We start from the raw sequence: 24496 nt of genomic DNA, 5'->3' as shown, positions 1-24496 counted from the left end.
GCTCGGCCGGTGAGAGAATTTTCTTGAATCGCTTGGCCGAAATGCCTCTGCCGGGGCAGTTGGGAGCAAGATTTGACTGCTGGCAAGTCAGATCGCTCTCGCACCAGCAGGGCTCACGCCGGTAAAATGGTTAAACTCGCCAAGGCCCCGATGCCGACTGAACTCATGGTGACCGGTCGGTGTCAGCTTGGGCGGGAACGGAGTTTTTTGATGACATCTCGCTACGAAATCTGTTGCTGCTGTATGGGCCCGGCTTAAGCCGGGACTTTCTTCTGACCGTGCGCCACGGCCGGCGCTGTCTCACCAACATCCCACCGATCGCTTTTGACTCGCGAAGAGAGAATACGATGGCCACCGATTTTCGGCTGAAAGACCAACTGCCGGATATTACCGAGCGGATTGTGCAAACCTACGAAGGCCTGGGCACGATCAACCACCTCGATCATTGCCCGCTGCCCAGCTACGACGAAGTCGTCGCGGCGATGCACGAGTTGACGGAAATCCTGTTCCCCGGTTACCGCCGCCGCACCGGCCTGCACCGCGGCAACATCACTTATTATGTGGGCGATCTGATCGACCGTTTGCATGATCGGCTGACGACCCAGATTGGCCGCGCGCTCCGCCACGACGCCGGCGCTTCGAGCGATTGCGACAGCGAACAAGATTACGAAGCCCTCGGCCAAGCGAAGACCTTGCAGTTCTTGGATCAACTTCCCGAGCTACGCAAAGTGCTCGCCACCGACGTGCAAGCCGCGTTCGAGGGGGACCCCGCCTGCAAGAACGTCGATGAAGTGATCTTCTGCTACCCCGGCTTGGAAGCAATCACCATTTATCGGCTCGCGCACTTGCTGTACGAATTGCAGATTCCTTTCATCCCACGCATGATGACCGAATGGGCTCACAGCCGCACGGGCATAGATATTCACCCCGGCGCGACGATTGGGGCGTATTTCTTCATCGACCACGGCACGGGCGTCGTGCTGGGACAGACCTGCGAGATCGGCGAGCACGTCAAGATCTATCAAGGCGTGACGCTCGGTGCGCTTAGCTTTCCCACCGACAGCGATGGCCAGTTGGTTCGTGGTCAGAAGCGGCATCCGACGATCGAAGACCGTGTGGTAATCTACGCCAACGCCACGGTCCTCGGCGGACGGACGGTCATCGGCCACGATTCGGTGATTGGTTCCAACGTCTGGCTGACTTCCAGCGTCGAACCGCACACGACCGTGCTACTGGAAAAACCCAAGCTGAAAATGCGAAACGAAGTGGTCGACGAGTTGCGTCCCGAAACGCAGTATCAGATTTAAGCGGATTACTCAATTTCGCGCTGGTGATTTCCAGCCGGTCTCGCTACGATGATTTCCTTCACAGGAAGATCACCACGGCGACCGTGTCATGCTGCTTGGGCCCATATTTCGCGTCGAACTGGTTTCCGTGGCCCGACGCCGGCGCTATTTTGTGTTGCGGGTGCTCTACGCCCTGCTGATTCTGTTCGTGCTGTGGACGACCTACAGCTCGGCTTATTATCTCCGAGCGGGCCAACCGTCGATTCGTGCTTCGGCGATGCTGGCCGCGGGGTTCTTCGTAAGCTTTAGCTGGCTGCAAGTGCTTTCGATTCTACTGGTCGGTCCCGCGATGGCCGCCGGCACGATCGCCACCGAGCGCGAACGCCGCACAATTGAGTATCTGTTCGCCACCGACTTATCGAACACCGAGATCGTACTAGGCAAGACCGTGGCTCGCCTCACCCTGCTCGGCCAATTTATCTTGGTCGGTCTGCCGATACTTTTTCTCTTTCGCCTGATGGGAGGAATTCCCGCCGAGGCATTGCTGGTAACGTTCTTATCAGCGGTCGGCACGGCGATCATGCTCACGGGACTGAGCATCGCCGTCTCGGTTTGGTCGCCGAAAGCACGGGATGCGGTCGGTAGAATCTATGCTTTGCTTCTGGCCATGTTTTCGGTGCCACCGATTCTGATGGGTCTCCATGCGGCGAGAATCATTCCCCCCTGGCTCTGGGAAACGATAGGACAGCCACTCAACGATTGGCTGCTGATGCTCAATCCCATGAGCGTGCTGGTGAACGCGATGGGGAACGTCTCCGCAGTTGGTGTTGGGCTCGACCTGTCGATGGTACTCAAAGCCGTGGCCAATCAGTTATTGGTGGCCATTGCCAGCTTGGCCATGGCGGTGTTCGCTGTCAGGCGCGTTCATCTCTCCGAGTCGACACGCACTGCCGAGAAGCTCGCGAAGCGACCCACGGAACCAACCCGCCGCCCGCCCGGTGAATATCCGATGATTTGGAAGGAGATGTATTCCAAAACGTCGTCAACTCGTATGGGCAAGATTGGGTGTTTCGCGATGGCACTTATTCTGATCGGCGTGTTTGCAGGCATGCTGTGGGCATTTGTGGAATCGATCACTGCTCAAGATAGCTGGCGACGCAATAACTATTTTCAATTTCTGTTGGGAATCACCGGCTATTTGGGCTGCGGCATGTTGCTGCTTCTCGGAGCTCGCAGCGCGGGACTAATCGCTCAAGAGCGCGAACGCGACAGCTGGATCACGTTGATGTCGACACCGCTCACCGCCCAGGAAATCATTGTGGGCAAACTCTGTGGCAATCTCTATAGTGCCCGCTGGATGCTGATCCTTTTGGCCCTCAGTTGGATCTTGGGTATCATTATCGACTCATCAGCGATTCTGCCGATGCTGGGAACATGCCTGACCTTTGCCTTGCTGGCTTGTTTCACGACTTGCCTTGGTTTGCTCTTTTCGCTGCGCTCGCAGACCAGCTTGCGCGCGATGGGCCAAACCTTGGGGACCTTGATCTTCGTTGGGGGTGGCTATCTCTTCTGTTGCTGCACGGTCATGGCAGGCGGAGGAAGCGGCGGGGAATCGTGGGCATTCATCCTCGCCATTTGCATACCTTTCCTGCTGGTCTATCCTAACATCGTGTTTTTGATGTCAGACAATTCCATAAATCGTGAAGCTCCTGTTTTTATGGCTGCCTTCATCATCGGAATGACCTGCTATGCTATCGCCACTTATGCCATCTACAGGCATCTTGTGACCGAGTTTGATCAGCACGCGGGCCGGACGAAAACCAAGCCGGATGGCTTGCCCTTGTTGCAATCAACGACAAATGCAACGGCTTAAAAACACCGTTATTTGTCTCGGTGGTTTTCTCGACACCACCTGCGTATGATGAATTGGTTCAAGACGAACATCATGCGGGGGAAGACATGGCCAATCGCGATACGCTCGGTGGGATCATCCATACCTATCAGAAATACGATCCCCAGCGGTTTCCCAGTCCCACCCAACCACCCCCCGACATGGTTTCTTCGGCCTTTGAGCATCTGCTCATGTACGGCCAGCACCGCGAGTTGACCGAAGAAGAACTTGCCCGCGCGGTGCGGATCGATCCCAGCCAATTCGCCGGACTGGGTCCAAGTATCGAAGCCTTGCTGGCGATCCTTAAAGAACGCAAACGTAAAATTCTCGAACGCTTTGAAACTCGCAAAGTCCGCCGCCGTGCCCATAGTGCCTACGTCGAGCAGGCGCAAAGTATCGATCCCCCCCGCCGGCATCGCGACCAATTCCGCGCGGCGATTCACAATGAGCAGCTTCGCGATCTGCAGAGACTCTGGTACGCCGCGGGAGACGACAATTCTCCTTTTGCCCGTGGCTTGGTTGGCTTGATCGAAGCACTCGGCAACAAGTACGAAATCGAAGAGCTCGCCGCGCGTTATGAGTTCACGGGCCGCGAAGCCATGACCGTTCCACTGGCACTTGAGGTGAAGGAAGAACTGGAGCGGATCGACGAGCTCATCAAGCAACTCGAGGAAGCACGCGAAACGGCTCAAATCGGCATCATCGACATGGAAGCACTCGCCGAGTTTGCCGAACCCGGCGATATCGATCAACTCAGTGCCTTGCAGCAACAGATTCAAGATTTCTTGCGCGAAACGGCCGAACGTCAGGGACTCGAACAACACCAAGGCCAATTCCGTGTCACTCCCAAAGCCTATCGCATCTTTCAGGCGAAGTTGCTGGAACGATTGTTCAGCGAATTGGAATCTTCCCGCTCGGGGAGGCACCAAGGACCTGTGCTTGGCGAAGGGGCCGTCGAACTGCAAGCCACCAAGGATTATGAGTTCGGCGATTCGATCACGCACCTCGACATTCCCGGCACGTTTGTGAATGCGTTGATTCGTCAAGGAACGGAAGGTCGGACTGCAGGCGATCCAATACGTTTTAATTCCGACGACATGCAAGTCCACCGCACCCGCAACAATCCCAAGTGCGCAACCTGCGTGTTGATGGATATGAGTGGCTCGATGCGCTACGACGGCCAATATATCAACGTGAAGCGCATGGCCCTGGCACTCGAAGGGTTGATCCGCAGCGAATATCCGGGCGACTACGTTCAGTTCGTCGAGATGTACAGCTTTGCCAAACCCGTGGAACGGGGCCGCATTGTTGAACTGATGCCGAAGCCGGTGACGGTGTTTGATCCCGTGGTCCGTTTGCGCGCCGACATGAGCCGCGACGACGTGAGCGAATACCAAGTTCCGCCGCATTTCACCAATATCCAACACGCGCTCTCAACGGCTCGGCGGCTATTGGCCACGCAAGACACCCCCAATCGGCAAATCATCCTCATCACCGACGGTCTCCCCACGGCCCATTTTGAAGGCGAGATGCTCTATCTGCTCTACCCGCCTGATCCTCGCACCGAGGCGGCCACGATGCGCGAAGGCCAACTTTGCCATCGCGAAGGGATCACAATTAATCTTTTCCTGCTTCCCAGTTGGTCACAAACCGAGGAAGACGTGCGCTTCGCCTACCGCCTTGCCGAATCCACCAAAGGCCGTGTTTTCTTCACCGCCGGGAACGACCTCGACCGCTTCGTCGTGTGGGATTATCTGCGCCGACGGCGCGAGATTCTTGCCTGATCATTTGAATGCAGGTGGCTCGGCACTCGAATTGCGTTGTCCCTAGCGACTGTCAAAACCTTGAGGCTTGTTGCTGTAACAGGTCTCATAATGACTGCCGAGGGATCAATCATGCGACATTCCAACACCAAATTCCTGCAAAGCCTTCCTATTTTAACACGTCTCGCTTTGTATTATTCGTGCTTTTTGGCCGTATTAGGCAAGCTCTGCTGCCGTTTGCTAGCTTATAAAGATAATCCTTGCCCCCCAGACGATAAATCACTACATTCCACCGCGTTTTCCCGGTCAGGCTTATTCCTTACACGTCCACGACCCGTACCAGGCAGGTTCATCGTGCAAATTGAAAGACTCCGGAGTTTCGCTCCGCGCACCCTTCGTATCACGGCATGTTTCACAATCGCGGCGTCCCTGTTGGCTGCGCAAGCTTGGGGGGTGCCGAGCGATCAGCTCATGTCCGCCGAAACGCAAGGCTTTGCCTCGGTTGGTGATATTAATTTTTTGATCGAACATTGGCACCAAACCCAATTGGGCCAACTTGTGCAAGACGATGCGATGCGGCCATTCGTCGATCAGATGAAGAAGCAACTCGAAGAAAAGATTTCTGGTGCGAAGGAAAAGCTTGGCATTACCTATTCCGACCTCCAAGACATCGCGGGCGGTGAAATTGGCGTTGGCATGGCATCGGTGAAACATGGCCGTGCCGCGATTGCGATGACCGTCGACACCACCGGCCATCAACGTCAACTCGAAAAGCTCTTGAAGAAGGTCGATGCCGATATCGAAAAAATGAGCGGCAAGAAAAGCACGGCCAATCACGATGGAACCGAGTTCGTGACGTTTGATATCCCTCCCCAAAAGGAAGGAGATTTTGCTCGCCAAACGATCTATTTTATTAAAGACAATATCTTGGTGGCTACCGACAACGCCCAGCTAGCCAACGAAATGTTCCAGCACTTCCAAAATAAGGAAGGGAGCCTTTCGGAAGTTGTCGGCTATCAACAGACCATGGAGCGTTGCCAAAAAGAAGCCGGCGATCTCAAGCCTGACATGCGTTGGTTTGTGAATCCCTTCGGTTATGCCAGTGCTGTTCAAACCTTGGAACCGGCCGATGCCAAGAAAAAGGGGAAGGACTATGTCAAGATTCTCTCCGAGCAAGGCTTCGACGCGATCCAAGCTCTGGGTGGTTTTGTGAATCTCTCAGTTGACGGTAATTACGAGTTACTGCACCGCACTTCGGTTTATGCTCCCCCCATCCCGGGCGAAGAGCAAAAGTACGAGTTGGCGATGCGGATGATGAAGTTCCCCAACCAGACTGAACTCACGTCCAACAAGTGGATCCCCCGCCAATTGGCCTCGTTTCGCACGATGAGCTGCGATCTGCAGAATGCCTACGACCACGTGAGCACGCTGTTTGATGCAATCGCTGGCTATGAAGACGCCTTCGCCAATATGGTCGAAGGGTTGGAACGCGATCCTTACGGTCCGCAAATCAACGTGGAACGCGACTTAGTCGCTCACGTTGGGGAGCGTGTCACCTTCGTGACGGACTACGAGTTACCGATCAACCCTAAATGCGAACGCTTTATGATAGTCTTGGAAGTGAAGGACGAAAAAGCTATGGCTGCCACGGTGGCCAAGCTCATGGAAAGCGAACCTAACTCCGTGAAGGGTGAATTCGAAGGCAAAACCATCTGGGAGATTGAAGAAGCTCAGGATGATATTCCTGAAATCGATATCGCTATTCAAGACCTCGATCTGCTGGAAGAAAATCCCGAAGCCGTTTCCGAAGATCAACCCTTGGGTGGTAATGCACTTGCTTCCTCGGCCGTCTGTGTGACCGACAATCACTTGTTCATTGCTTCACATGCTGATTTCTTAAAGAAGATTCTCGCCGCCGAGAATGCGGAGGACAAACTGACCACGGCAACCGACTTCAAAGAAGTCGAGAGCACGATGACAGAATTGCTGTCCGGTCCGATTTCAGCCCGATTCTTCGTTCGCACTGATGAAGCCTATCGTCCGATTTACGAATTGATCAAGCAAGGCAAGATGCCTGAATCGGAAACGCTACTGGGTCGCGTGCTGAATCGCATGTTGGCACCCGAAACCGACGACGAAACCGTCTTGCGTGAGCAAAAGATCGACGGCACGAAGCTGCCTGAGTTCGAAGTCGTTCGCCGTTACTTTGGCCCCTCGGGCACGGTCGTGCGAAGCGACGAAGACGGTTGGTTTGTCGTGGGTGCGACGCTGAGCAAGCAGACCGCTCAAGCACGGGCCAGCAAATCAGAATCGAGCGACGAGAAGACAGTTCGTTAAGAGCTAATCCGCTTTTGATTGAAATGAATACTTATAGACCACGTTGGACTCATTGGGTCCAACGTGGTTTTTTGCTTTAATAAATCCTCTTTTCTTTGATGATTTCACTCATCTAACTTTACTTCCACTCGCGTAGCTATCTACAGCTTGCTTTCTCGATTGAACTGTGGCGGCGAGTTACCCTTCGTTGAATTAGATTGTCTACGCAGTATCTCTGCATCCTTTTTGCGGCAATTAGCAAGTTCAAGAAAATTGCCACCCACTTTCTCCTACCTGGATAAAACAGCTCATGATTCAACAACTACGTTTGCGGTATCTATCTAACTTGCTAGTCCTGGTTATCGCCGGCTCGGCGTCGCAAAGTTTTGCAAACCATATTTTAGGCTACGCTTTTAACGATTCACCTGGGGCCGTAACGGCTGTAGCTGATGGCAGTGCTGCTGGGTCGGCACCCGCGTTAAACATCATTGCTCCTGGCGTGATCGGAGGGGATGGCAGTGGAGTGTCAGGTCTACTTGGAGACCGCGCCTTCAACAACTCGGCCGCCACCAGCATGGGCGGGACCGTGAACAGTTCCGGTGGTCGAGGCACTCATGCTGCCGATTTCGACGCGATCGACGGCCTACTGAAATTCACAATTGGCGGCTGGTTCAAAACAGCCGCGAGTGCGCCCATCGGCGCCAATGCGGTGCTGTATGCGAATCGTTCCGGAGTTGCCGGCGTCAGTGTCCATGGCGATCCCAACGTTCCGGGAAATCTAGTATTCGCCGTGGATAATGGTTCGAGTACCTCGGCTGGTTTCGGTGCCACTCAAGAGTGGGTCAATTTTGCTGTGACCTACGACGGCACGATATTGCAGCCAGGCCCGAACGTGTTCTTCTATGCCGGTGGTGTCAATACTCCACTCGCTCTGGTCGGTTCGGGAACGAACACCAATGGTTCAGGAAATGATCCAGCATTAAACGAGACCGCCGCTCTCAGCTTAGGTGCGCGTGTCTTGTTTGGGGCGGTTGATGCCGACCCCTTTGATGGGTTGCTTGATAACTTACGGGTTTGGGGCGAGGTAGTGCCTCTTGCCACTTTGGAAGGGATTCGCCGGATGGATGCCGGAGTTGTGCCCGAACCAGCCACGTTCCTCACTCTTTTGCTCGGCCTCGGAAGCCTGACTATATCGCGCCGCAACATTCGCTAGTGATTGTTAAATAATCCATCACGACACAATAGCCCTCACCTTTGATTAAAGGAACTTGTATGAAATCGATCATCTTTTCCGCCGCAGTCTTGATTGCCGCGGCTGCCCCCTGTTCCGCAGAATCCATCTACGGACTAACAAACCTACAACAGCTTGTCACATTTGATAGCGAGACGCGAGCAGTAACTTCCACGACAAGTCTGTCTGGATTTAGTTTGCTTGGCGAAATTCTCTTAAGCATCGATGTCCGCCCCGCGACTGGCGAGGTGTATGGCTATAGCAATCAAAACAATCTTTACGTTATTGATCCCATGACAGGTGATCGGAGCCAAGTTGGCTCGACACTTTCGACGGTGCCGATGGGAGCTTACAAGGCGATCGATTTCAATCCCACGGTCGATCGTATTCGTCTCTTAGGCAGTGGTGGCGCTCCCAACAATCTTCGCGTCAATCCCGATACGGGCGCGGTTGTGATGACCGATGGTACGCTGACATTCATGGCCGGCGACACGAACGTCGGCGATGCCCCCGCCGTTGTGAATGGTGCCTACACGAACAGCTTTCCCGGCGCAACAACGACGACACTCTACGATCTTGAAGCTGGCAACGACGTCCTCGCCACTCAGAATCCGGCAAATAACGGAACATTACAGACCGTCGGCCCGCTGGGATTCAATCTCACCACGAGCGGCGGTTTCACGGGATTCGACATTTCGGGAGAAACCGGCAATGCCTATCTGGTCGGCAACAATCTTGCTGCTGGCGGACTTGCAGTCAACTCACTCTATGAAGTGAATTTAACAACTGGTGCGGCCATGTTGCTTGGCCCTGTGACAGGCGTGAATGGCAGTTTCCGCGATATTGCAGTCGCCAATGTGATCCCCGAACCATCGAGTCTAGCACTGTTGGCACTCGGTTCAGTCTGTTGTTGGCGCCGCAGACGCTAGTTCATGCGTTTAAATCTGAAACGTTCTCCAGAAGACAGTACAGTTTGGCCTCTCGCCAAGCTGTGCTGTCTTCATTTCATCACGGTGATTGGATCTTCGCCCAGAATGGCCGTTGACGGTCGACGCGGGTGCGTGCGTCTTCCAAGATGACATCCAAGCTGGGAGTCGTATCACCGGTTAAGCGCTTGCCATTGAGTTCCACGCGGATCGGCTTGCTGAAATCCACTAACTCGGGGCGAAGCCAGATCGTGGTTTCGTCGGCGGCGGAACGGGCGGAGAGTTTGTTGCCGTTGAGCACTTCCCCTTGAAGGATCGTCGGCCGTGCTGAACCACGTGGCCAATTTCCCGGCGTGATGGAATTCGGAAAGCCTTGGGCCTCGACCCACCAAAAGAAGTTGTCCCAATCGCGCATTGTGTTGCACTGAAAATCCTTCGGCCATTCACGCTTTTGACGACCCATCCAATCGAAGATGTTCAGAATCTCGTCGTGGTAGGGCTCATAGCCGCGGCCATGATATTCCACGACCGTGGCATTAAATGGTTTCTTGTCGATACGCCGACTGAGGAATTGATCGAAAAGTTGGCTGTTGGTCTTCATTTTCAGCCCGTCTAACTCGCCTGAGACGAAATAAAACGGCACGTAAGCCGCATTCTCCCAATAGTGCTGAATGAATTTTTCTTCCTTGTCGAGCTGGGCAAGAAAAGGAATCGCCCCGGCCCACAGATCGGGATGCGCGATTGCGAAATCCCAAGCCGCATCACCGCCGATGCCATGACCCGAGAGAAACACGCGATCGGGATCGATGCTAAACCGTCGGCTGGCGTCGCGCATCACAGTTAACACGGCTTCATGCTCGCGCAAGGAAAACTCGTAGTTGTATTGCCGTGGTTTGAGCCACTCGAGCGAGATCGTGATGTAGCCATGCCGCATGGCCTGCCCCTGGCGTGGCCCAGTGGGCTTTCCCTCTTCATCGCGCGGTTGTGGGCCGGTCCAATATTCGAGTTCTTGCTCGGGCGAGTTGTATGCACCGTTCAGAACCACAAGCGTGGGATAATTTCGATAGGGATCATACTCCGGTGGCAATTGCACAAGATAACGAAAATCCCCGCTCTCCGAATAACCGGCCGCCATCAATTCGTAAGCGCCAAAACCTTGAGATGCCCTCCGGGGAACGGACCAGGGGGGAGTGAGTTGGGAAAGAATGGCCGCCACCCGAGGCACGGTCAGACCTTCGACGCTGCGGATGGAATCCAACAGAATGGTTCGTTCATGAGCGGCTGGCTCGGTCAGGTATTTGCGGACGACGTTGCGAACAGCAATCAGCGGCACTGCCTCGCCGAAACTTTGAATCGCTTCTCCGGGCCCAAGGATCCAACCCGAAATGGCGAGCGCGATCTTATCTTCGGCCGTCAAATTGGGATCGTCAATCAATTTGGTGAACGACAGCAAACGCCCCACGTTGTTGTAATTGAGGTCCTTGACGATTTCATCGACGACCGATTTTACTAACGCGCGCGTGTCGTCGCTGGCCAGTTGGCCGTATTGAGCCAATAACTGATCGCGTACGATTTGCATTCCCGACATTTCCGCCTGGTAGTTAGCCAAGGCCTCGCGAACTTGCTGCAACGCATCGCCGGGAACATCATCTACCGGGAAACCTTCCAATAAGCGTCCAACTAATTCGTGTTGCCCCGCTTCTCGACGAAGTTGGATCTCCTTCAAAATTCGCCGCGCTCCCATCTGGCGAATTTGTTTCGCTTCGGATTTCAAATCCTCTTTATCCGGAAACGCTTTGATGATCGCTTCGAGTTCTTGGCTGGCTTCTCCGTATCGCTCGGCCTGCAAATAGAACCGCACAACCTCCAGCCAATCCTGGGGATCGTCGTGCGAAACCGCCTTATCGAGAATCATGGCCAAGGTTTCTTTAGGGATCGAACTCGTGGCGATGCGCATGTCCCAGACAACGGCATCCGGCCGACCCAACAAGCCTTCGACCTTGGCATACCGCGGAGTTAGCTCAGTGATTCCCTGCACAATGGCCAGCGGACCTCGGCTCGTCTGCATCTCGTAAATCCGCCGTCCGAATTCGTCGAAGCGTGAGATTCCAAGACTCGGTCCCACGCTCGCCACGGCATTTCCCGACTTGGCCGCTTTTTGCCAGAGTTTGATATTCGCTAAATTTTCAGGAGCCGCGTCGATGATGGCCGCCACGTTAGCCCGAGGCACAAAGACCCGCCGCAATTCGTCGTCGACCAACAGAATCGGTGTAGCCTTGGCTTCTTCATTCTTATCCGGAGCTGGTGGCACGGGGGCATCCGCTACGCCCGTCATCAACAAAATCCGGCCCGGCAAAATACGGCCGTCCCTCATCTGGATTTTCTGAGCATACGCCGACGACACGCACAGCGCCACACACACGCCAACCGTGGCCAGCAGATTTCGCAATCGGAAAAACGATGTCATGCCGTGGTCAGTTCTCATGCCGTTAAAGCCAATAGCAAGCCAAGGATTTCGAGACTCAGCTAACTCCTGTAGTTTTCATTGTGGCTTGACCCGGGGAACAGTCAATTTGTCGATTCGAGCCCAGAATTGACTGCACCGGCGAAAAGCCCGCAAAGGCGTGTATTGACAGTCGCTTGGGCCACGCCAGAAAATGACGCATCAACACCGACTTTGCCGATTGGGCCGATTGCGCTGCCCGAGCCACACCCTTTGAGTTAAACCCACTGTGAACCTACGGACTGCCCTGAAATGCTTGTTGTTTGCCGTGCTGGGGTTTCCCCTGCTGTCGGTGGTGCTCACTTGGGTCATAGGGCTACTCGCCGCGATGGGCGACTCCAGTGGGGCCAGTGCTTTCAAGTTCATTAACACCGCGGCGCAAGTGTTGTGGCTCGTATCGCTGGTCGGGCTGGTGGTCGTTTTGGCTCTGGAAGCCTTGGAGCGTTCCCGCGAAGAATAGCGTTTTCCGGCTCGGATTTCGCCCCATTGCCCCCCTACCCTGCGTGCGCGACAATACCCCGCATGACAGACATTTCACGCCAAAGTTTGCTGCACGACCCGATCCACGGCTACATCCCATTTGTGTCCATCGTCGAAGATGGCGAGACCTCGGAGCGTGTGCTGCTCGATCACCCTTGGCTGCAGCGGCTGCGCCAAATTCACCAACTTCAGACCGCTTGGTGGGTCTATCCCTCGGCTGAACACACGCGATTTCAGCACGTTGTCGGCGCCATGCACATGGCTAGCCGCGTTATTGATTCGCTCTATCCAAGTTTGCAGCAGGTCTGCCCCGATGTCCCCAGTCGGGGTTATGTGGAATGCCTTTGCCGTTTGGCGGCATTGCTCCATGATGTTGGCCATGGCCCCTTTGGTCATTTCTTCGATGCACATTTTCTTTGCGATTACGGTTTAACCCACGAAACGCTCGGTTCGCATATCATTCGCTTCGAGCTCGGCCCCTTGTTGCGGAACGTTCGCACCTGCCCGAACAGTAAACTAAGCGATGGCGAAGCAATCGATCCCGAACAGATTGCCTGGCTCATCACGCGTCCCACCGACAATGACACAGCTGACAAACCACGCTGGCTCGTAATGCTGCGGAGTTTGTTCTGTGGTCTCTACACGGTCGACAACATGGATTTTGTCCTCCGCGATGCGTACATGTCGGGTTACAGCTCACGGGTTTACGATTTGGAGCGGCTACTGCGCTACACTTTTTTTAGCGAGCAAGGGCTCACGATTCATTCCCGCGGCGTGAACGCGCTCGTTCGCTTTCGGCAAGCGCGCAGCGAGTTGTTCCGTGCCGTTTATTTCCATCGCACCGTGCGAGCGATCGACAAAACGCTCGAAGATTTGTTCCGCGAGGGCAAACAGTTTCTGTTCCCTGGCAATCCGCTTGATCACATGCAGGAGTACCAGCTATTTACGGAATGGTCGCTCTTGGTCGACGTTGCCCGCTGGCACAAAAGCGATAATCCGGCGCAACAGGCCTTGGGAATTCGCTGGCTAAGGCTGTTGCATCGACAAGTGGATTGGGAGCTGGCAGATGAACGAACGCGGCTCGATCCCAAGTCGACCGATTTGTTCCGCAAGGGACGTGAAGTACTCGCCGAACAAGCGATCCGTGCCGAATTGCCGGCCGATTTGCGCGAGATGCCTCTGAAAGTCGACCTGCCAAATTACATCGATCGCCCGGATCCGAAAACGGCCGCCGCGGGACAGAATTTCCTCTTCCGCTCGGCATCGCATCAAATCCGTCCGCTCACCGACGACGAGCTCTACAAGCATTTGCCGATGAGCCAGCTCGTTTGCCGCGTCTACCTTCCCAAGGGAGCCGCTGAGAGCCACTACGCCGCAGTTTCAACGGCCCTCGATAAACTGCTCGGCAGCAACAGCGACGACGATCTCACGAATATGTAGATGAGAGAGGTCAGAGGCCGGAGATCAAGGGCCAGGGTAACTGGGCAGGCCATACCGACGAATGACAAATTCCACTAGAATAGCGGACTCACTGACCTCTGGACTCAGACCTCCGACCTCTCGCGCATGTCTCACGAAACCTACGACAATCCGCTGATTACCCGCTATGCCTCGCCAGCGATGAGCCGGCTATTTAGCCCCCAACATAAGCACAGCACTTGGCGGCAATTGTGGGTGATGCTGGCCGAAGCGGAAGCCGAATTGGGTCTGCCGATTTCCGCAGCGCAAATTGCTGAACTGCGTAAGCACGTCGACACGATTGATTTCGAGGCCGCGGCCAAATATGAACAGCAACTCCGTCACGACGTGATGGCACACGTTCATGCTTATGGCGATCAATGCCCCACCGCACGGCCGATCATCCATTGGGGTGCCACCAGTTGCTTCGTGACCGATAATGCAGATCTGATGATCTTTCGCGAAGCGATCAACATGGTCTGCGCACGGTTAGCAGCCGTGATCGATGCCTTGGGAACCTTCGCCGAAAAGTATCGCGATTTGCCGACGCTTAGCTTCACACACTTGCAACCAGCCCAACCCACCACCGTCGGTCGCCGCGCTTGTTTGTGGGCCTACGATCTGGCGCTCGATTTGGCGGAGCTCGAGCATCGGCTGTTCGCCCTCGCCGCCCGCAGCACCAAAGGCACGACGGGAACTCAAGCCAGCTTCCTCGAAATCTTCCAGGGTGATCACGACAAAGTTCGCAAGCTCGAACAGTTGGTTGCCCAGAAGATGGGCTTCACCATGACTTACGCCGTGACGGGACAAACCTATCCGCGCAAGGTCGATGCTCAGATTGTCGATTCGCTCGCCGGGGTGGCCGAATCGGCGCACAAGGCAGCAACCGATCTTCGCATCCTGGCCCATCGAAAAGAAATTGAAGAACCGTTCGAGAAAGACCAAATCGGTTCCTCGGCGATGGCTTACAAGCGCAACCCCATGCGGTCGGAGCGTATCTGCGGCCTGTCGCGGTTCGTGATGAGCCTGCAATCAAGCACCGCCGCCACGGTGGCTACGCAGTGGATGGAACGCACTCTCGACGACAGCGCCAACCGCCGCCTGGTGATTCCCCAAGCCTTCCTGGCCGTCGATGCGGTTTTGATCCTGTATCAGAATGTCGCGAGTGGTTTGGTCGTCTATCCTGAGGTGATTGCTCGCAACTTGCGAGAAGAGCTGCCGTTCATGGCGACTGAAAACATTCTTATGGCAGCCGTCGCCGCGGGAGGAGACCGCCAAGATCTGCACGAACGAATCCGCCAGCACAGCCAAGCCGCCGCCGCCGAAGTCAAACAACTTGGCAAACCCAACGATTTGCTCGATCGCTTACGCCAGGATTCCGCGTTTGCCGAAGTGGATCTCAACGCCGCCGTCGACCCCACAAAACTGACTGGCCGCAGCCCGGAGCAGGTCGATGAATTTTTAGCCGAAGTGGTCACGCCGATTCGCGAACGTTACGCCGACCAAAAGTCGCTGGCAGCGGAATTGCGAGTCTAGATCAAATCCAGCGGCGAACTGCGGCGATGTCTTTTGGAGCTGCAATCGCTGCAAATGCCCGAGATGATCAGCCGATGGCCAGTCACCCGGAAGGAATACTCGCCCGCCACGGCCTCGCGCAGCGATTTGAGCTCGCTACTTTGAAACTCGATCAGCTGATCGCACATCGTGCAGTGCAAATGATCGTGCTGGGGATAGCCATAATCATGCTCGTAGACCGCGCGGCCGCTTAGATTCATGCGGCGCAGCAGGCCGGCATCGACGAGTTCATTCAGCGTTCGATAGACCGTTGGGCGGCTCACTTTGCCACCCTCGGGGAGGCTGGCCAGATTGTAGATCAACTCTTCGGCATCGAAATGGTCGTGCCGCTCGAAGATGTAATCGATCAGAATCCGACGCTGCTGGGTGATCCGCTTTCCTTTGCTTTGCAGGAATTCGGAAAAGCGATCCTGGGGCGAACTCGAAACTTCGACCGTACCTAAGGAGTAACCGCTTGCCATGATCTGCCTGCCTTTCTTGATCGTCAGGGCAGTCTCATTAACACGCGCTAAGCAACCGTTATTGAGACTCTTGCTGACACGCCACTCGCCAGAAAAACTTATCAGGCAAGCATGTGAGCAACTACGCTCCGTGCTTATTGATTCTAAGCGAACCGGCGCTGAGTCTCAAGATGCCGCGAAATCTCGCGTGGCACAGCAGTTTACGTCCTAGGCCACGTCGTCGAGCAATCGCTCGAGCGCTGCATCCAGCTTGTCGGCGGTTTCGTAAGTTCCAGCGGCAATTTCGTTCTTGATGCGAGCCACCAAATCGGCCCGTATGTCGCCCATTTCGGCTTGCTCTATGGCCGCTTGGGCGGCGGCCGAAATGTCGAGTTGATCGCCCATCCCCGTTACGGAAAAATGAGGACGCGCCGCCTGGCTGCGTGCCGCGTAAGGGCCTTGCAGAGCATGAGCACCATGAACATGAGATGAGCTTTGGATTTGCATTTTCGTACTCCGGTGTTGAACACCTTGTTTTGCACTCGCGGCGGACGCTAGGTTTAGTGTATCGCCTGGGAAAAGTCGAGCCAATCGGGTTAATAAAGGAAGAACATGCTGTCAGCGGATATCGCAGTCAGGTTGGGGAGAAGATCGCCGAAGCAAACCTGATGACGAGATCGCAGTTGCGATTTCCAAAGGTATCATCGGCGGTCTGCTAGCAGCCTTCCAAAAAATTCTTCCCGAGGCCGGTCGCTCGTGCAAAACCTCCTGTAACAAGTGTGACAATCGTGATCCGTCACGAGGCGTTCTAAACCTCGCAATTGTTGACTTTTCGCAACCGCAGGCATGCCGGTTACGACTTCGCCAACTTGTCGTAGCAATCAAGTCCACGACGGGGATTCTAGGGGCCAAACCGTGTGTGCGGTTCATGCCGCCCAGGCTTAGTTACGCGACGGGGCGGCAGCCTGTTCGCGTGTTCTCCACGCGGCTGCGATCTGGCTAGACTTACGGGTTTGCGGATCGTAGAGAAACGCTTTTTTTCCGTCAACGGCATGTTTCTAGCCCAAAACCAGCAATGCTGGCATGTGTGGCGGAACCTCCGCGGCAGCCGGGGGTTTGGTAGAATAAGCATGACCACTCCCGCAACCTAAACCATCGCTATGAATATCCTCAGCCCATTGAATGTTGTGGTCCTCACCGTCATTGTTCTACTAACTCTTCCTGCGGCTGCTGATGATCAGGACGAGTTGTTCAGACGGCTCGACGCCGACCGAGATTTGCAAATCACCAAGGCGGAGATATCCAAAGAGAATGTTCCCCTGTTCCAACGGCTGATTCGCAAGGCCGATTCCAACAAAGATGGCCAGCTTTCCGCCAAGGAATGGAAAGCTGGGCTTACTTCAACTCGCCCCGAAAAGCCGATCACCGAAAAAGCCACCAGCGAACTGCCTGGGGCCGACGCCTTGCTTTTGGTGCTGGCTTGGATGGATGAAAACGCCGACCTGACGATCACCTCGGCCGAAGTCCTTCCCGAGATGCAGCCCGTGTTCGACCAATTTGTCGAAGTGGCCAACCTCAAAAATCGCGACCGTCTGCCCGTGCCCCAGCTTAAGCAGCAGTCGATTCGCTATCTGGGCATCGCCAATCGATTCGTCCGCGGGCAGGGGATCGATCCCGAAGTCGAGCTAGCGCTGCTTAACGACAAACAAGCGGCCTACGTCGAACGCCTGCGTACCTCGCTTCGCCCGGGAAACATGATGGAGAACCCCGACAACGCCATGATGTTGTTCGGCGAACTGGACACAAATGGCGATGGGAATGTCACGGCCGACGAGGTCCCCGAGCCGTTTGCCGAACGGTTTGCCGATTTGCTTAAACGAGCGGACCGCAATCAAGACAAGCAGTTGAGCGAGCAAGAATTCAAGTCTTTCAGCAAGCGAGTCGCGGGGCTCGCAGCGAACCGTCCGCCGCTGGCGGAAACCAACCAACGTGTCCAAGAAATACTCAAACGTTCCGACCGCAATAGCGACGGCCGACTCAGCCGCAAAGAAGCTCCCCCAAGAATGGCTCAGCGGTTCAAACGGCTCGATCAAAATGGCGATGGTCAACTCGATTCCACTGAGCTTTCGCGTGCTGTGGAAATCCTCGCTACGCTGCGGAATTCCGCAGGACTTCAACCGGCTTCTCTGCCTGTTTCTGACGAAGCCCCCAAAAAGAACCGAAAAAAATAGGGTTCTTCTCACAGCGGTCGACGTAACAAACGCGCAAGTGTCTACGCTTCAAAAGACGTAGGCCAAAATTGCGTTGAACCGCGAACTTTCTTAACGTGTCCTGCGTATGATTGAGTAACACGAGCGGGATCGTTCGCCCCAGTTAATGGGTTGTTTCGAGGGATCGGCGGAACAGAGTTTAGTATCCCCCGTTTTGCGGCGACCCTGCCCAGGAGTTTTTACAATGGCAAGTTCACAATCTCCTCTCCCGGCTCCCACCCCAGCGGACACCGGTCACGAACTGCCTCCAGTGACCGTCGATGGTCATGCCCTGTTTGAATTCAGTCTGCAAATGAACCGGGCCATCAAGAAAATGGAAGCTCGATTCGGCGCGACCGAAAAGGCCCGGATTCCGTTCAACCGAATCAGCTGGCAGCAACCGCCCAAGAACCCGCGCTGAAACTGCACAACACGGCGAGCGGGGTTGCGTAAGTTCCCTGCATGCACGACTCCACGCTCATCACCTGGCTGCATGTTCGGCAACGGTATCTGGAAACCAATCCGGTGTGATCGCGTAGTAGGTGAACCCGCTCTCGGCGTCAGGCTCCCCCACGGCATGTGGGGCGATCAACAACGTTTGGCCTCGCGCCAATTGGCAACTTGTCGAAATCGTTCTGCGCGACTGGCGTGGGTTCTGCACCACAATGTCTTTTCCCGGCAACTTAACCTCGCTCACTCCATCAATCTGCGATATCGTGAGCTGACAACTTAATTCGATTGAATTGGCATCCACGACCCAAGGCTGAACTTCGAGTTGAACCCCTTCCGAAAGGACCACGATAACGGGCTGAGCAGCGGTCGCCAGTTCGCCTTTGATATATTGAACCCCCAAGACAAACGGACGCTGGGATTCGAGTCGCACCTGCCCCCTCTGTCCGTTGAACAACGTTATCTTAGGGGATGCTAGGTAGGAATTTCTTGGCCCTCGCCGAGATCCCTCGACGATGCGCCGCCTTTGGTCCTGGTCAATGACAATCACCATGTACGGAGCATACTCCCAAGAACCTGACTCGACGGCCGCTGAGATACCTGACTCAGTTTGTACGTCTCCCCCCTTAAACCGTTGAGGCCAGCGAGTTGTTTTTGTGGTGGTCGGCAAGGCAAATTTGACGGCTTCTTCCCAATTGATATCGCCGAGCGCTTCAACATCCGACGCACGAAACTCTCTCGATTCGACGGACACTTGCCACGGCCCGGCGAGTTCTATGGCATCGAGTATGTTTGTGAAGTTGTCATGGCTCCACTGCGGCATCGCCACACGAATTCGGTCGGAATCGCCATCCAGCTCAACGACGGATTGGACTCGCAATATTGGCCATTTCAGAAACGAGAGAACATGTAGCCGGGCATCGCGATCAGGGTCCGCTGCGACGATTTTCTCCAAGGCGGGCGCGAGGTTGTAGATTCGTTCCTCGATCGCTCCTTTGTCTTCCTCTTCTAAAGGAGGAATTTGAAATTGATGCAAGGCGGGTTCAACACCCACCATCGATTCCTCGAGCGACTGGTCTTTCGCCTCCCAACTCGCCGCATCGGTCAATCCGACAACCGCCAATAAACCAACGAGCCCACTCATCGCCAATCGCGCAAGCTTTCGCTGGCAAAGCTGGTCGCCGTGAAAGGCCTCGATGCGGGCAGTCAATTGATGCACCGGTTGAGCGAACCACAGTCCCACTAAGCCCAAGCTTATTGGTGCTTGCCCCGTCGCAAATCGCAGGAGCAGTTCCGTATAAGCGGGCCGCTCAGCGGGTGTCGTGAATCGCCGCACGGCATCGTCACAAGCCAACTCGCGATAGGTCGCAATTCGCTTTGTCGTCAGCCAAGCGATCGGATTAAACCAATGCACCGCTTGCAAAAAGGTCAACAACCAGGAGATCAATCCATCGCGGCGTCGCAAGTGGATGACTTCATGCAGCATGATCAAACGAAGTTGGCTCAGGCTGAGCTGTGCGCTCGTCTCAACTGGCAGGCATAGCGTCGGACGCCAGACGCCAAACAAGGCGGGTGTAGACAACTCGGGGACATATTTCAGCAGCGGGCGTCTGCCGACGCCGACCTGATCGCAAACTCGCAGCAACTGATCAACCTCTGCGCCTTCTACGACAGGCTCAATGCCGCGCAACCGCCAAGCGAACCTCGCCGACGCAACAACGGCTCGCAAAAGGACAATCGCCAAGCCAACGAACCAGACGATCGCGAGACCAAACAGAAATCTATCAACCCAATCGACAGCTTTTGTTGGAGCTTGATTAGCTGGGTAGGCCATCCATTCCCCAATAGTCATCGGCCCATCGGCTTGTCGTACGATAAGTTCCGTTGACTCGACAGGGTTAATTCTATCAACGCTTTGTGACTCTCTCTGCAACTCGAATATCTGCCAAAGATTCTGTAAGCTCAGCGAACTCTCGGGCGCTGCAGGCATCAACAGTCGAACAGCGACCAGAGTCCACAACAAGCTTCGATAGCGAGCAGCAACACGACGACAAACCGTGTAATCGAGCGCTAGTACCACGAGAATCAATGGCACACTAGCCAAGGCCGCACTCAGCGTCATCGCAAATCCGTTGGCAATCCCCACGAAGATTTCGCTCATGATTTAACTTCCTTGTGATCGAGAAGGCGACGAAGTTGGTCGACTTCCTCGCTGGTAAGCTTCGACGTTTTGACAAGATGCATGAGGGCCGGCGCGGCGGACCCTCCGAACACGCGATCCAAAAACGACCGGCTTGCTTGCCGCACGCAATCCGAGCGTTTCACGCAGGCTCGGTACAGATATCGCTTGCCTTCTTGATCGAAGACCAGCACCTGCTTCTTGATGAGCCGATGGAGCATCGTCTTGATCGTCGCACTCGACCAGCCGTTGGGTTCCGCCAGCTGATCGATCACTTGCTGTGCTTCGACAGGTTGATCTCGCCAAACGACGTTCATGACTTGCCACTCGGCCTCGGAAATCGCCATGGCATCAGACATCTTGAAGGTCCTCCGTAAGGTTGGCAGCAAGATAGATTACACATGTAATCGATGTCAAGACGAATCTTCCCGTGTTCGCGGACCAGCTCATTAGAATTCAAACCGCCAAGGTCGCCAATTGCGCCAAGGATGAGATAGCAACGAAACTGTGTGAATTTCACGAACTACATGAATCGTTAAATTCGTGGAGATTCGTGGTTAAAAAACTATTTCTTGGCGTCTGATGGCGTTCTTGGCGGTTCAAATATTCAGCCGGTAGTTTTCCTGCTCACTAGGTAGGCCAAGTTGTCGATACCGCGCTGCTGCGGTTATGATGGGAGTACGCACTCGTTTTCACATCGAACCATCGGATTGTTTTCATGCGGGTTTTGCTGGCAAGTCCTCGCGGTTTCTGCGCGGGGGTCAATATGGCGATCGACGCCCTCGATTTGGCGATCCAGTCGCTCCCCGCGCCGATTTACGTCTACCACGAAATCGTGCACAACAAATACGTGGTGAACCGCTTCAAGGAACAGGGAGTCGTGTTCGTTGACGAATTGACCGACGTCCCGCCGGGCGCCACCCTGCTCTTCTCGGCTCATGGCGTGTCGCCCGAGATCCGCCGCTTGGCGCGGGAACGCGACTTGCGCGCGATCGACGCGACCTGCCCGCTTGTGACCAAGGTCCATCTCGAGGCCATCAAGTATGCCAATCTCGGTTACACGATTTTGCTCATCGGCCACGACGGCCACGACGAAGTGATCGGCACGATGGGGGAAGCCCCCGAAGCGATCCTGCTCGTCGAAACTCCCGACGACGTTGAAAAGCTGGTCGTCGCCGACGAAACGAAAGTCGCCTATCTCACGCAAACGACGCTGAGCGTCGACGATGCCAATCGCATCATCCGCCGATTGAAGGAGCGTTTCCCTCACATCGCCGCGCCGCCGAAGGACGACATTTGCTACGCCACGCAAAATCGGCAAGAAGCGGTGTCGGTTCTCGCCGGCGAAGTCGATCTCACGCTCGTGCTTGGCAGCCAGAATAGTTCCAACAGCCAACGCTTGGCGGAACTTTCCCGCGAGCGCGGCGTGACGGCCTACTTAATTGACGGCGTCGAGGACATCGACCCTGCCTGGTTCACCGAAGCACAAACCGTGCTAGTCACCGCGGGTGCCAGTGCCCCCGAAGTAGTGGTCGAAGCCGTACTCGATTTTCTCAGCGACAAATTCGGCGCAAGCGTGGAATCAAGATCGCTCCGCACCGAGGACGTATCGTTCCCCCTGCCCAAAGAGCTGCGGGTGCTGGAAACTCGATAAATAGTGCACTCCAAGTAGCCACGGATGAAACACGGATACTAAGAAATGATTGCCTTCTCGATAGCGTCAACTGTGACTGCGATCAGAATGATCATTCTTACATCATCCGTGTTTTATCCGTGAAATTCCGTGGCTACTTACTTGGTCTTCTTAAACCAACTTCGCATCGAGCGTAATCTCCGCCGCGGCGAGCAGCTTCGAAATCGGGCAATTCTGCTTCGCCTTTTCGGCTTGTTCTTGAAAGGCCGCTGCATCAATGCCCGGAACCTTGGCCACGGTCACGAGATCGATCTTGGGAATTCCGAAACCGGCTTCGCCCTTCACGAGATGCACATTGGCCGTGGTCTTCACTTCGGTCGGCGGATGACCGGCTTGTGAGAGGCCGTTGGAAAGAGCCATCGAAAAACAACTGGCGTGAGCGGCGGCAATCAGCTCTTCGGGATTCGTGCCGGTGCCTTCTTCAAAGCGTGAGGTAAAAGAATACTGGCCGTCGAAGGCGCCGTTGCCAAACTTGACGTTCCCCTTGCCACCCTTAAGGTCGCCTTGCCAGACTGCTTCCGCGCTACGAATCGCCATGATTGTTCTCCTTGATGACGGTGTGTGATCAAATTCAAACCGTCCATTGTCTCCCTCCTACGAGACCTGTCAACGCACGGCCTGGCGGCGATTCACCCCTAATAGAATAGTCATAGCGCATAACAAAGCCGTGGCTGGTTCGGGGATGACCACTCCCCCGGCCAAGGCAACAATCGAACCCTCACCAGAAAGGACGAACGAATCAAGAACCGCTCCCGTATTGCGATCAATTTTATGAATCTCGTTGGTTAAGGTCGGCAGATGCCGAACTCCGACAAACATCCCGCCATCGTCGAAGGCCAATCCACGCGAAATTGCGGCGCCCCCCAAACTTGGCAGCAACTCTTGCTCGATGTTCCCCGTCAGATGAGCACGCAACAAAACAGGTGTCCGCGTGCTCATCTCGACGCGTTCCGCGCTAATCCAAAATTCACCGGTGGCACGATCATAGTCGGCACCCAGCGCATCAATATCCGGTGGCAACGCGGAGGGCAGGCCTGGCAAAGGAGTGTCAAAAGGTGGCAGGATTATAAATTCCGTGATGTAGCTCGGATGATTCGGCTGCCGACGCGTGACAGTCACCAGCGAACCCTCGCCAAACGGTCCGAACACATACCCCATTCCGGACACCCCAGTCGGTCCCGCGGAATCAATTGGGATTGGACTCAAAAAACCGGTAGGCAACCACGTTTCGGTAGCGATCTCAAAGGTCCAAATTTCCTCGTAAACGGAATTGAGTTTTCGATTCAGATAAAGCCTTTGCCCGTCGAACGTCAAACCTGAGTTGCTAGAGCTAGTGCCGATACCAGAGTATGTATCGATGATTGCACCCGTGGTCGAATTGATCCGCGCGATATCACCAGTGGTGAACAACGCAAATAGATCGGCATGGCATGTCTGTGAAAAAATCACGGCGATCGCCAGCGCCAGCCCGGCGCGCAGATGCCGAAGTTGGGTCGAGTTCATTAGCAACACCCTGCCAAAAAGAGAATTTCAGAAGGCTCGGACACGAGAACTGATCCACCCTATGGTGCGAGCTTGGCACAGCCAAGTCAAGCATTTCGATCACGAGGTGCAAAAAGTGTCGCACGGCGGTTCGCTAATTAGACAGTTTTTGCCATTCTGGGCCAGCCAGTTCAATCGCGAATTCGTTGGCCTTGTCTGATTCGACAATGATCCATTGTTGTTCTGCTCGCCGGAAACTTAGCTCATCTTTACCGCTAGGATCAAAAGCAACACGAACGAGCATGGCGTGATGCTTGCCAACTAAAGCTCCGTCATCCGCACTAAACGTTCCCAATACAAAGCTGCCATCAGGCTGGATTGTTCCCAGTCCCTGCTTACCCCCACCATCAGGGAGAAACAACACGCGACCACCAATGGCCGGCTTCCCTTGATAAGTCACCGTGCCGATAACTTTTGCGACCGGCGGATGAGACTGCCCACAGCCAACTATGCTCAGACACGTGAGAACGATCAGCAAACAACTCCCTGCGAAATATTGCTGCATAGCTTTCGA

Annotated in this window: 20 protein-coding genes; 12 read left to right on the top strand and 8 right to left on the bottom strand. The window is 55.0% G+C overall.

Features of this window, described 5'->3' with window-relative positions:
• The first annotated feature begins 347 nt into the window (after nucleotides 1-347).
• The 6 genes from SH678x_RS05050 (at nucleotide 348) to SH678x_RS05025 (ending at nucleotide 9416) form a co-directional block, all read left to right on the top strand.
• Nucleotides 348-1307 (top strand): serine O-acetyltransferase, encoded by a 960-nt coding sequence (locus tag SH678x_RS05050; RefSeq protein WP_496921797.1) that lies wholly within the window; start codon nucleotides 348-350, stop codon nucleotides 1305-1307.
• A gap of 88 nt (nucleotides 1308-1395) precedes the next feature.
• On the top strand, nucleotides 1396-3159 hold the full coding sequence (locus SH678x_RS05045; RefSeq protein ID WP_496921796.1) for an ABC transporter permease: 1764 nt from the start codon (nucleotides 1396-1398) through the stop codon (nucleotides 3157-3159).
• Nucleotides 3160-3245: 86 nt separating this feature from the next.
• Nucleotides 3246-4961: a vWA domain-containing protein gene (locus SH678x_RS05040; protein WP_496921795.1), complete on the top strand. Its 1716-nt coding sequence runs from the start codon at nucleotides 3246-3248 to the stop codon at nucleotides 4959-4961.
• Nucleotides 4962-5411: 450 nt separating this feature from the next.
• Nucleotides 5412-7277 (top strand): hypothetical protein, encoded by a 1866-nt coding sequence (locus tag SH678x_RS05035; protein ID WP_496921794.1) that lies wholly within the window; start codon nucleotides 5412-5414, stop codon nucleotides 7275-7277.
• A gap of 289 nt (nucleotides 7278-7566) precedes the next feature.
• A complete protein-coding gene (locus tag SH678x_RS05030) occupies nucleotides 7567-8469 on the top strand; it encodes a PEP-CTERM sorting domain-containing protein (protein ID WP_496921793.1) in 903 nt (300 codons plus the stop codon).
• 59 nt (nucleotides 8470-8528) lie between these two features.
• A complete protein-coding gene (locus tag SH678x_RS05025) occupies nucleotides 8529-9416 on the top strand; it encodes a DUF4394 domain-containing protein (protein ID WP_496921792.1) in 888 nt (295 codons plus the stop codon).
• Between the two features lie 79 nt (nucleotides 9417-9495).
• Here SH678x_RS05025 and SH678x_RS05020 read toward each other — a convergent pair whose 3' ends face one another.
• Complete coding sequence (locus SH678x_RS05020; protein ID WP_496921791.1) at nucleotides 9496-11880, bottom strand: carboxylesterase family protein; 2385 nt, start codon at nucleotides 11878-11880, stop codon at nucleotides 9496-9498.
• A gap of 265 nt (nucleotides 11881-12145) precedes the next feature.
• Between SH678x_RS05020 and SH678x_RS05015 the strand changes: the two genes are divergently transcribed.
• From SH678x_RS05015 to purB, 3 genes are all read left to right on the top strand, one after another.
• Nucleotides 12146-12376, top strand: a complete 231-nt coding sequence (locus SH678x_RS05015) for a hypothetical protein (RefSeq protein ID WP_496921790.1) — start codon at nucleotides 12146-12148, stop codon at nucleotides 12374-12376.
• 62 nt (nucleotides 12377-12438) lie between these two features.
• Nucleotides 12439-13836: an HD domain-containing protein gene (locus SH678x_RS05010; RefSeq protein ID WP_496921789.1), complete on the top strand. Its 1398-nt coding sequence runs from the start codon at nucleotides 12439-12441 to the stop codon at nucleotides 13834-13836.
• A gap of 126 nt (nucleotides 13837-13962) precedes the next feature.
• Nucleotides 13963-15390, top strand: a complete 1428-nt coding sequence (gene purB / locus SH678x_RS05005; RefSeq protein ID WP_496921788.1) for an adenylosuccinate lyase — start codon at nucleotides 13963-13965, stop codon at nucleotides 15388-15390.
• On the opposite strand, the gene SH678x_RS05000 is transcribed toward purB, so the two are convergent.
• Both SH678x_RS05000 and SH678x_RS04995 read right to left on the bottom strand, forming a co-directional pair.
• Entirely contained in the window at nucleotides 15387-15890 is a 504-nt protein-coding gene (locus SH678x_RS05000) for a Fur family transcriptional regulator (protein WP_496921787.1), read from the bottom strand. The two genes, purB and SH678x_RS05000, sit on opposite strands and share 4 nt — an antisense overlap.
• A 207-nt stretch (nucleotides 15891-16097) precedes the next feature.
• A complete protein-coding gene (locus tag SH678x_RS04995; protein WP_496921786.1) occupies nucleotides 16098-16376 on the bottom strand; it encodes a flagellar biosynthesis anti-sigma factor FlgM in 279 nt (92 codons plus the stop codon).
• Nucleotides 16377-17029: 653 nt separating this feature from the next.
• Here SH678x_RS04995 and SH678x_RS04990 point away from each other — a divergent pair.
• The gene (locus SH678x_RS04990; RefSeq protein ID WP_496921785.1) at nucleotides 17030-18100 is read left to right on the top strand and encodes an EF-hand domain-containing protein; all 1071 of its coding nucleotides are present in this window, start codon (nucleotides 17030-17032) and stop codon (nucleotides 18098-18100) included.
• A gap of 223 nt (nucleotides 18101-18323) precedes the next feature.
• Entirely contained in the window at nucleotides 18324-18539 is a 216-nt protein-coding gene (locus SH678x_RS04985) for a hypothetical protein (protein ID WP_496921784.1), read from the top strand.
• A 60-nt stretch (nucleotides 18540-18599) separates the two neighbouring features.
• Here the strand turns inward: SH678x_RS04985 and SH678x_RS04980 are convergent, their stop codons facing one another.
• Nucleotides 18600-20729 carry a M56 family metallopeptidase gene (locus SH678x_RS04980; protein WP_496921783.1) on the bottom strand — a complete coding sequence of 710 codons (2130 nt, stop codon included), beginning with the start codon at nucleotides 20727-20729 and terminating at the stop codon, nucleotides 18600-18602.
• The gene (locus SH678x_RS04975; protein WP_496921782.1) at nucleotides 20726-21106 is read right to left on the bottom strand and encodes a BlaI/MecI/CopY family transcriptional regulator; all 381 of its coding nucleotides are present in this window, start codon (nucleotides 21104-21106) and stop codon (nucleotides 20726-20728) included. Before SH678x_RS04975 ends, SH678x_RS04980 begins: the two co-directional genes overlap by 4 nt.
• A gap of 359 nt (nucleotides 21107-21465) precedes the next feature.
• Between SH678x_RS04975 and ispH the strand changes: the two genes are divergently transcribed.
• The gene (gene ispH, locus SH678x_RS04970; protein ID WP_496921781.1) at nucleotides 21466-22401 is read left to right on the top strand and encodes a 4-hydroxy-3-methylbut-2-enyl diphosphate reductase; all 936 of its coding nucleotides are present in this window, start codon (nucleotides 21466-21468) and stop codon (nucleotides 22399-22401) included.
• Between the two features lie 150 nt (nucleotides 22402-22551).
• On the opposite strand, the gene SH678x_RS04965 is transcribed toward ispH, so the two are convergent.
• The 3 genes from SH678x_RS04965 to SH678x_RS04955 form a co-directional block, all read right to left on the bottom strand.
• Nucleotides 22552-22977 (bottom strand): OsmC family protein, encoded by a 426-nt coding sequence (locus SH678x_RS04965; RefSeq protein WP_496921780.1) that lies wholly within the window; start codon nucleotides 22975-22977, stop codon nucleotides 22552-22554.
• Nucleotides 22978-23046: 69 nt separating this feature from the next.
• On the bottom strand, nucleotides 23047-23943 hold the full coding sequence (locus tag SH678x_RS04960; protein ID WP_496921779.1) for a hypothetical protein: 897 nt from the start codon (nucleotides 23941-23943) through the stop codon (nucleotides 23047-23049).
• 133 nt (nucleotides 23944-24076) lie between these two features.
• Nucleotides 24077-24487 (bottom strand): hypothetical protein, encoded by a 411-nt coding sequence (locus SH678x_RS04955; RefSeq protein WP_496921778.1) that lies wholly within the window; start codon nucleotides 24485-24487, stop codon nucleotides 24077-24079.
• Nucleotides 24488-24496 lie beyond the last annotated feature (9 nt).

Source organism: Bythopirellula superficialaquae (genome assembly GCF_059632245.1).
Note: the sequence above shows the minus strand (reverse complement) of the source record. Positions and strands in the feature narration are given on the sequence as shown.

Coding starts and splice junctions, on each gene's coding strand:
- SH678x_RS04975 (WP_496921782.1), bottom strand. CDS start 21,106: ATGTCTGATGCCATGGCGATTTCCGAGGCCGAGTGGCAAGTCATGAAC.
- SH678x_RS05040 (WP_496921795.1), top strand. CDS start 3,246: ATGGCCAATCGCGATACGCTCGGTGGGATCATCCATACCTATCAGAAA.
- SH678x_RS04980 (WP_496921783.1), bottom strand. CDS start 20,729: ATGAGCGAAATCTTCGTGGGGATTGCCAACGGATTTGCGATGACGCTG.
- SH678x_RS05010 (WP_496921789.1), top strand. CDS start 12,439: ATGACAGACATTTCACGCCAAAGTTTGCTGCACGACCCGATCCACGGC.
- SH678x_RS04955 (WP_496921778.1), bottom strand. CDS start 24,487: ATGCAGCAATATTTCGCAGGGAGTTGTTTGCTGATCGTTCTCACGTGT.
- SH678x_RS04990 (WP_496921785.1), top strand. CDS start 17,030: ATGAATATCCTCAGCCCATTGAATGTTGTGGTCCTCACCGTCATTGTT.
- SH678x_RS05020 (WP_496921791.1), bottom strand. CDS start 11,880: ATGACATCGTTTTTCCGATTGCGAAATCTGCTGGCCACGGTTGGCGTG.
- SH678x_RS04985 (WP_496921784.1), top strand. CDS start 18,324: ATGGCAAGTTCACAATCTCCTCTCCCGGCTCCCACCCCAGCGGACACC.
- SH678x_RS04995 (WP_496921786.1), bottom strand. CDS start 16,376: ATGCAAATCCAAAGCTCATCTCATGTTCATGGTGCTCATGCTCTGCAA.
- SH678x_RS05000 (WP_496921787.1), bottom strand. CDS start 15,890: ATGGCAAGCGGTTACTCCTTAGGTACGGTCGAAGTTTCGAGTTCGCCC.
- SH678x_RS04960 (WP_496921779.1), bottom strand. CDS start 23,943: ATGAACTCGACCCAACTTCGGCATCTGCGCGCCGGGCTGGCGCTGGCG.
- SH678x_RS04965 (WP_496921780.1), bottom strand. CDS start 22,977: ATGGCGATTCGTAGCGCGGAAGCAGTCTGGCAAGGCGACCTTAAGGGT.
- purB (WP_496921788.1), top strand. CDS start 13,963: ATGTCTCACGAAACCTACGACAATCCGCTGATTACCCGCTATGCCTCG.
- SH678x_RS05025 (WP_496921792.1), top strand. CDS start 8,529: ATGAAATCGATCATCTTTTCCGCCGCAGTCTTGATTGCCGCGGCTGCC.
- SH678x_RS05050 (WP_496921797.1), top strand. CDS start 348: ATGGCCACCGATTTTCGGCTGAAAGACCAACTGCCGGATATTACCGAG.
- SH678x_RS05035 (WP_496921794.1), top strand. CDS start 5,412: ATGTCCGCCGAAACGCAAGGCTTTGCCTCGGTTGGTGATATTAATTTT.
- ispH (WP_496921781.1), top strand. CDS start 21,466: ATGCGGGTTTTGCTGGCAAGTCCTCGCGGTTTCTGCGCGGGGGTCAAT.
- SH678x_RS05045 (WP_496921796.1), top strand. CDS start 1,396: ATGCTGCTTGGGCCCATATTTCGCGTCGAACTGGTTTCCGTGGCCCGA.
- SH678x_RS05030 (WP_496921793.1), top strand. CDS start 7,567: ATGATTCAACAACTACGTTTGCGGTATCTATCTAACTTGCTAGTCCTG.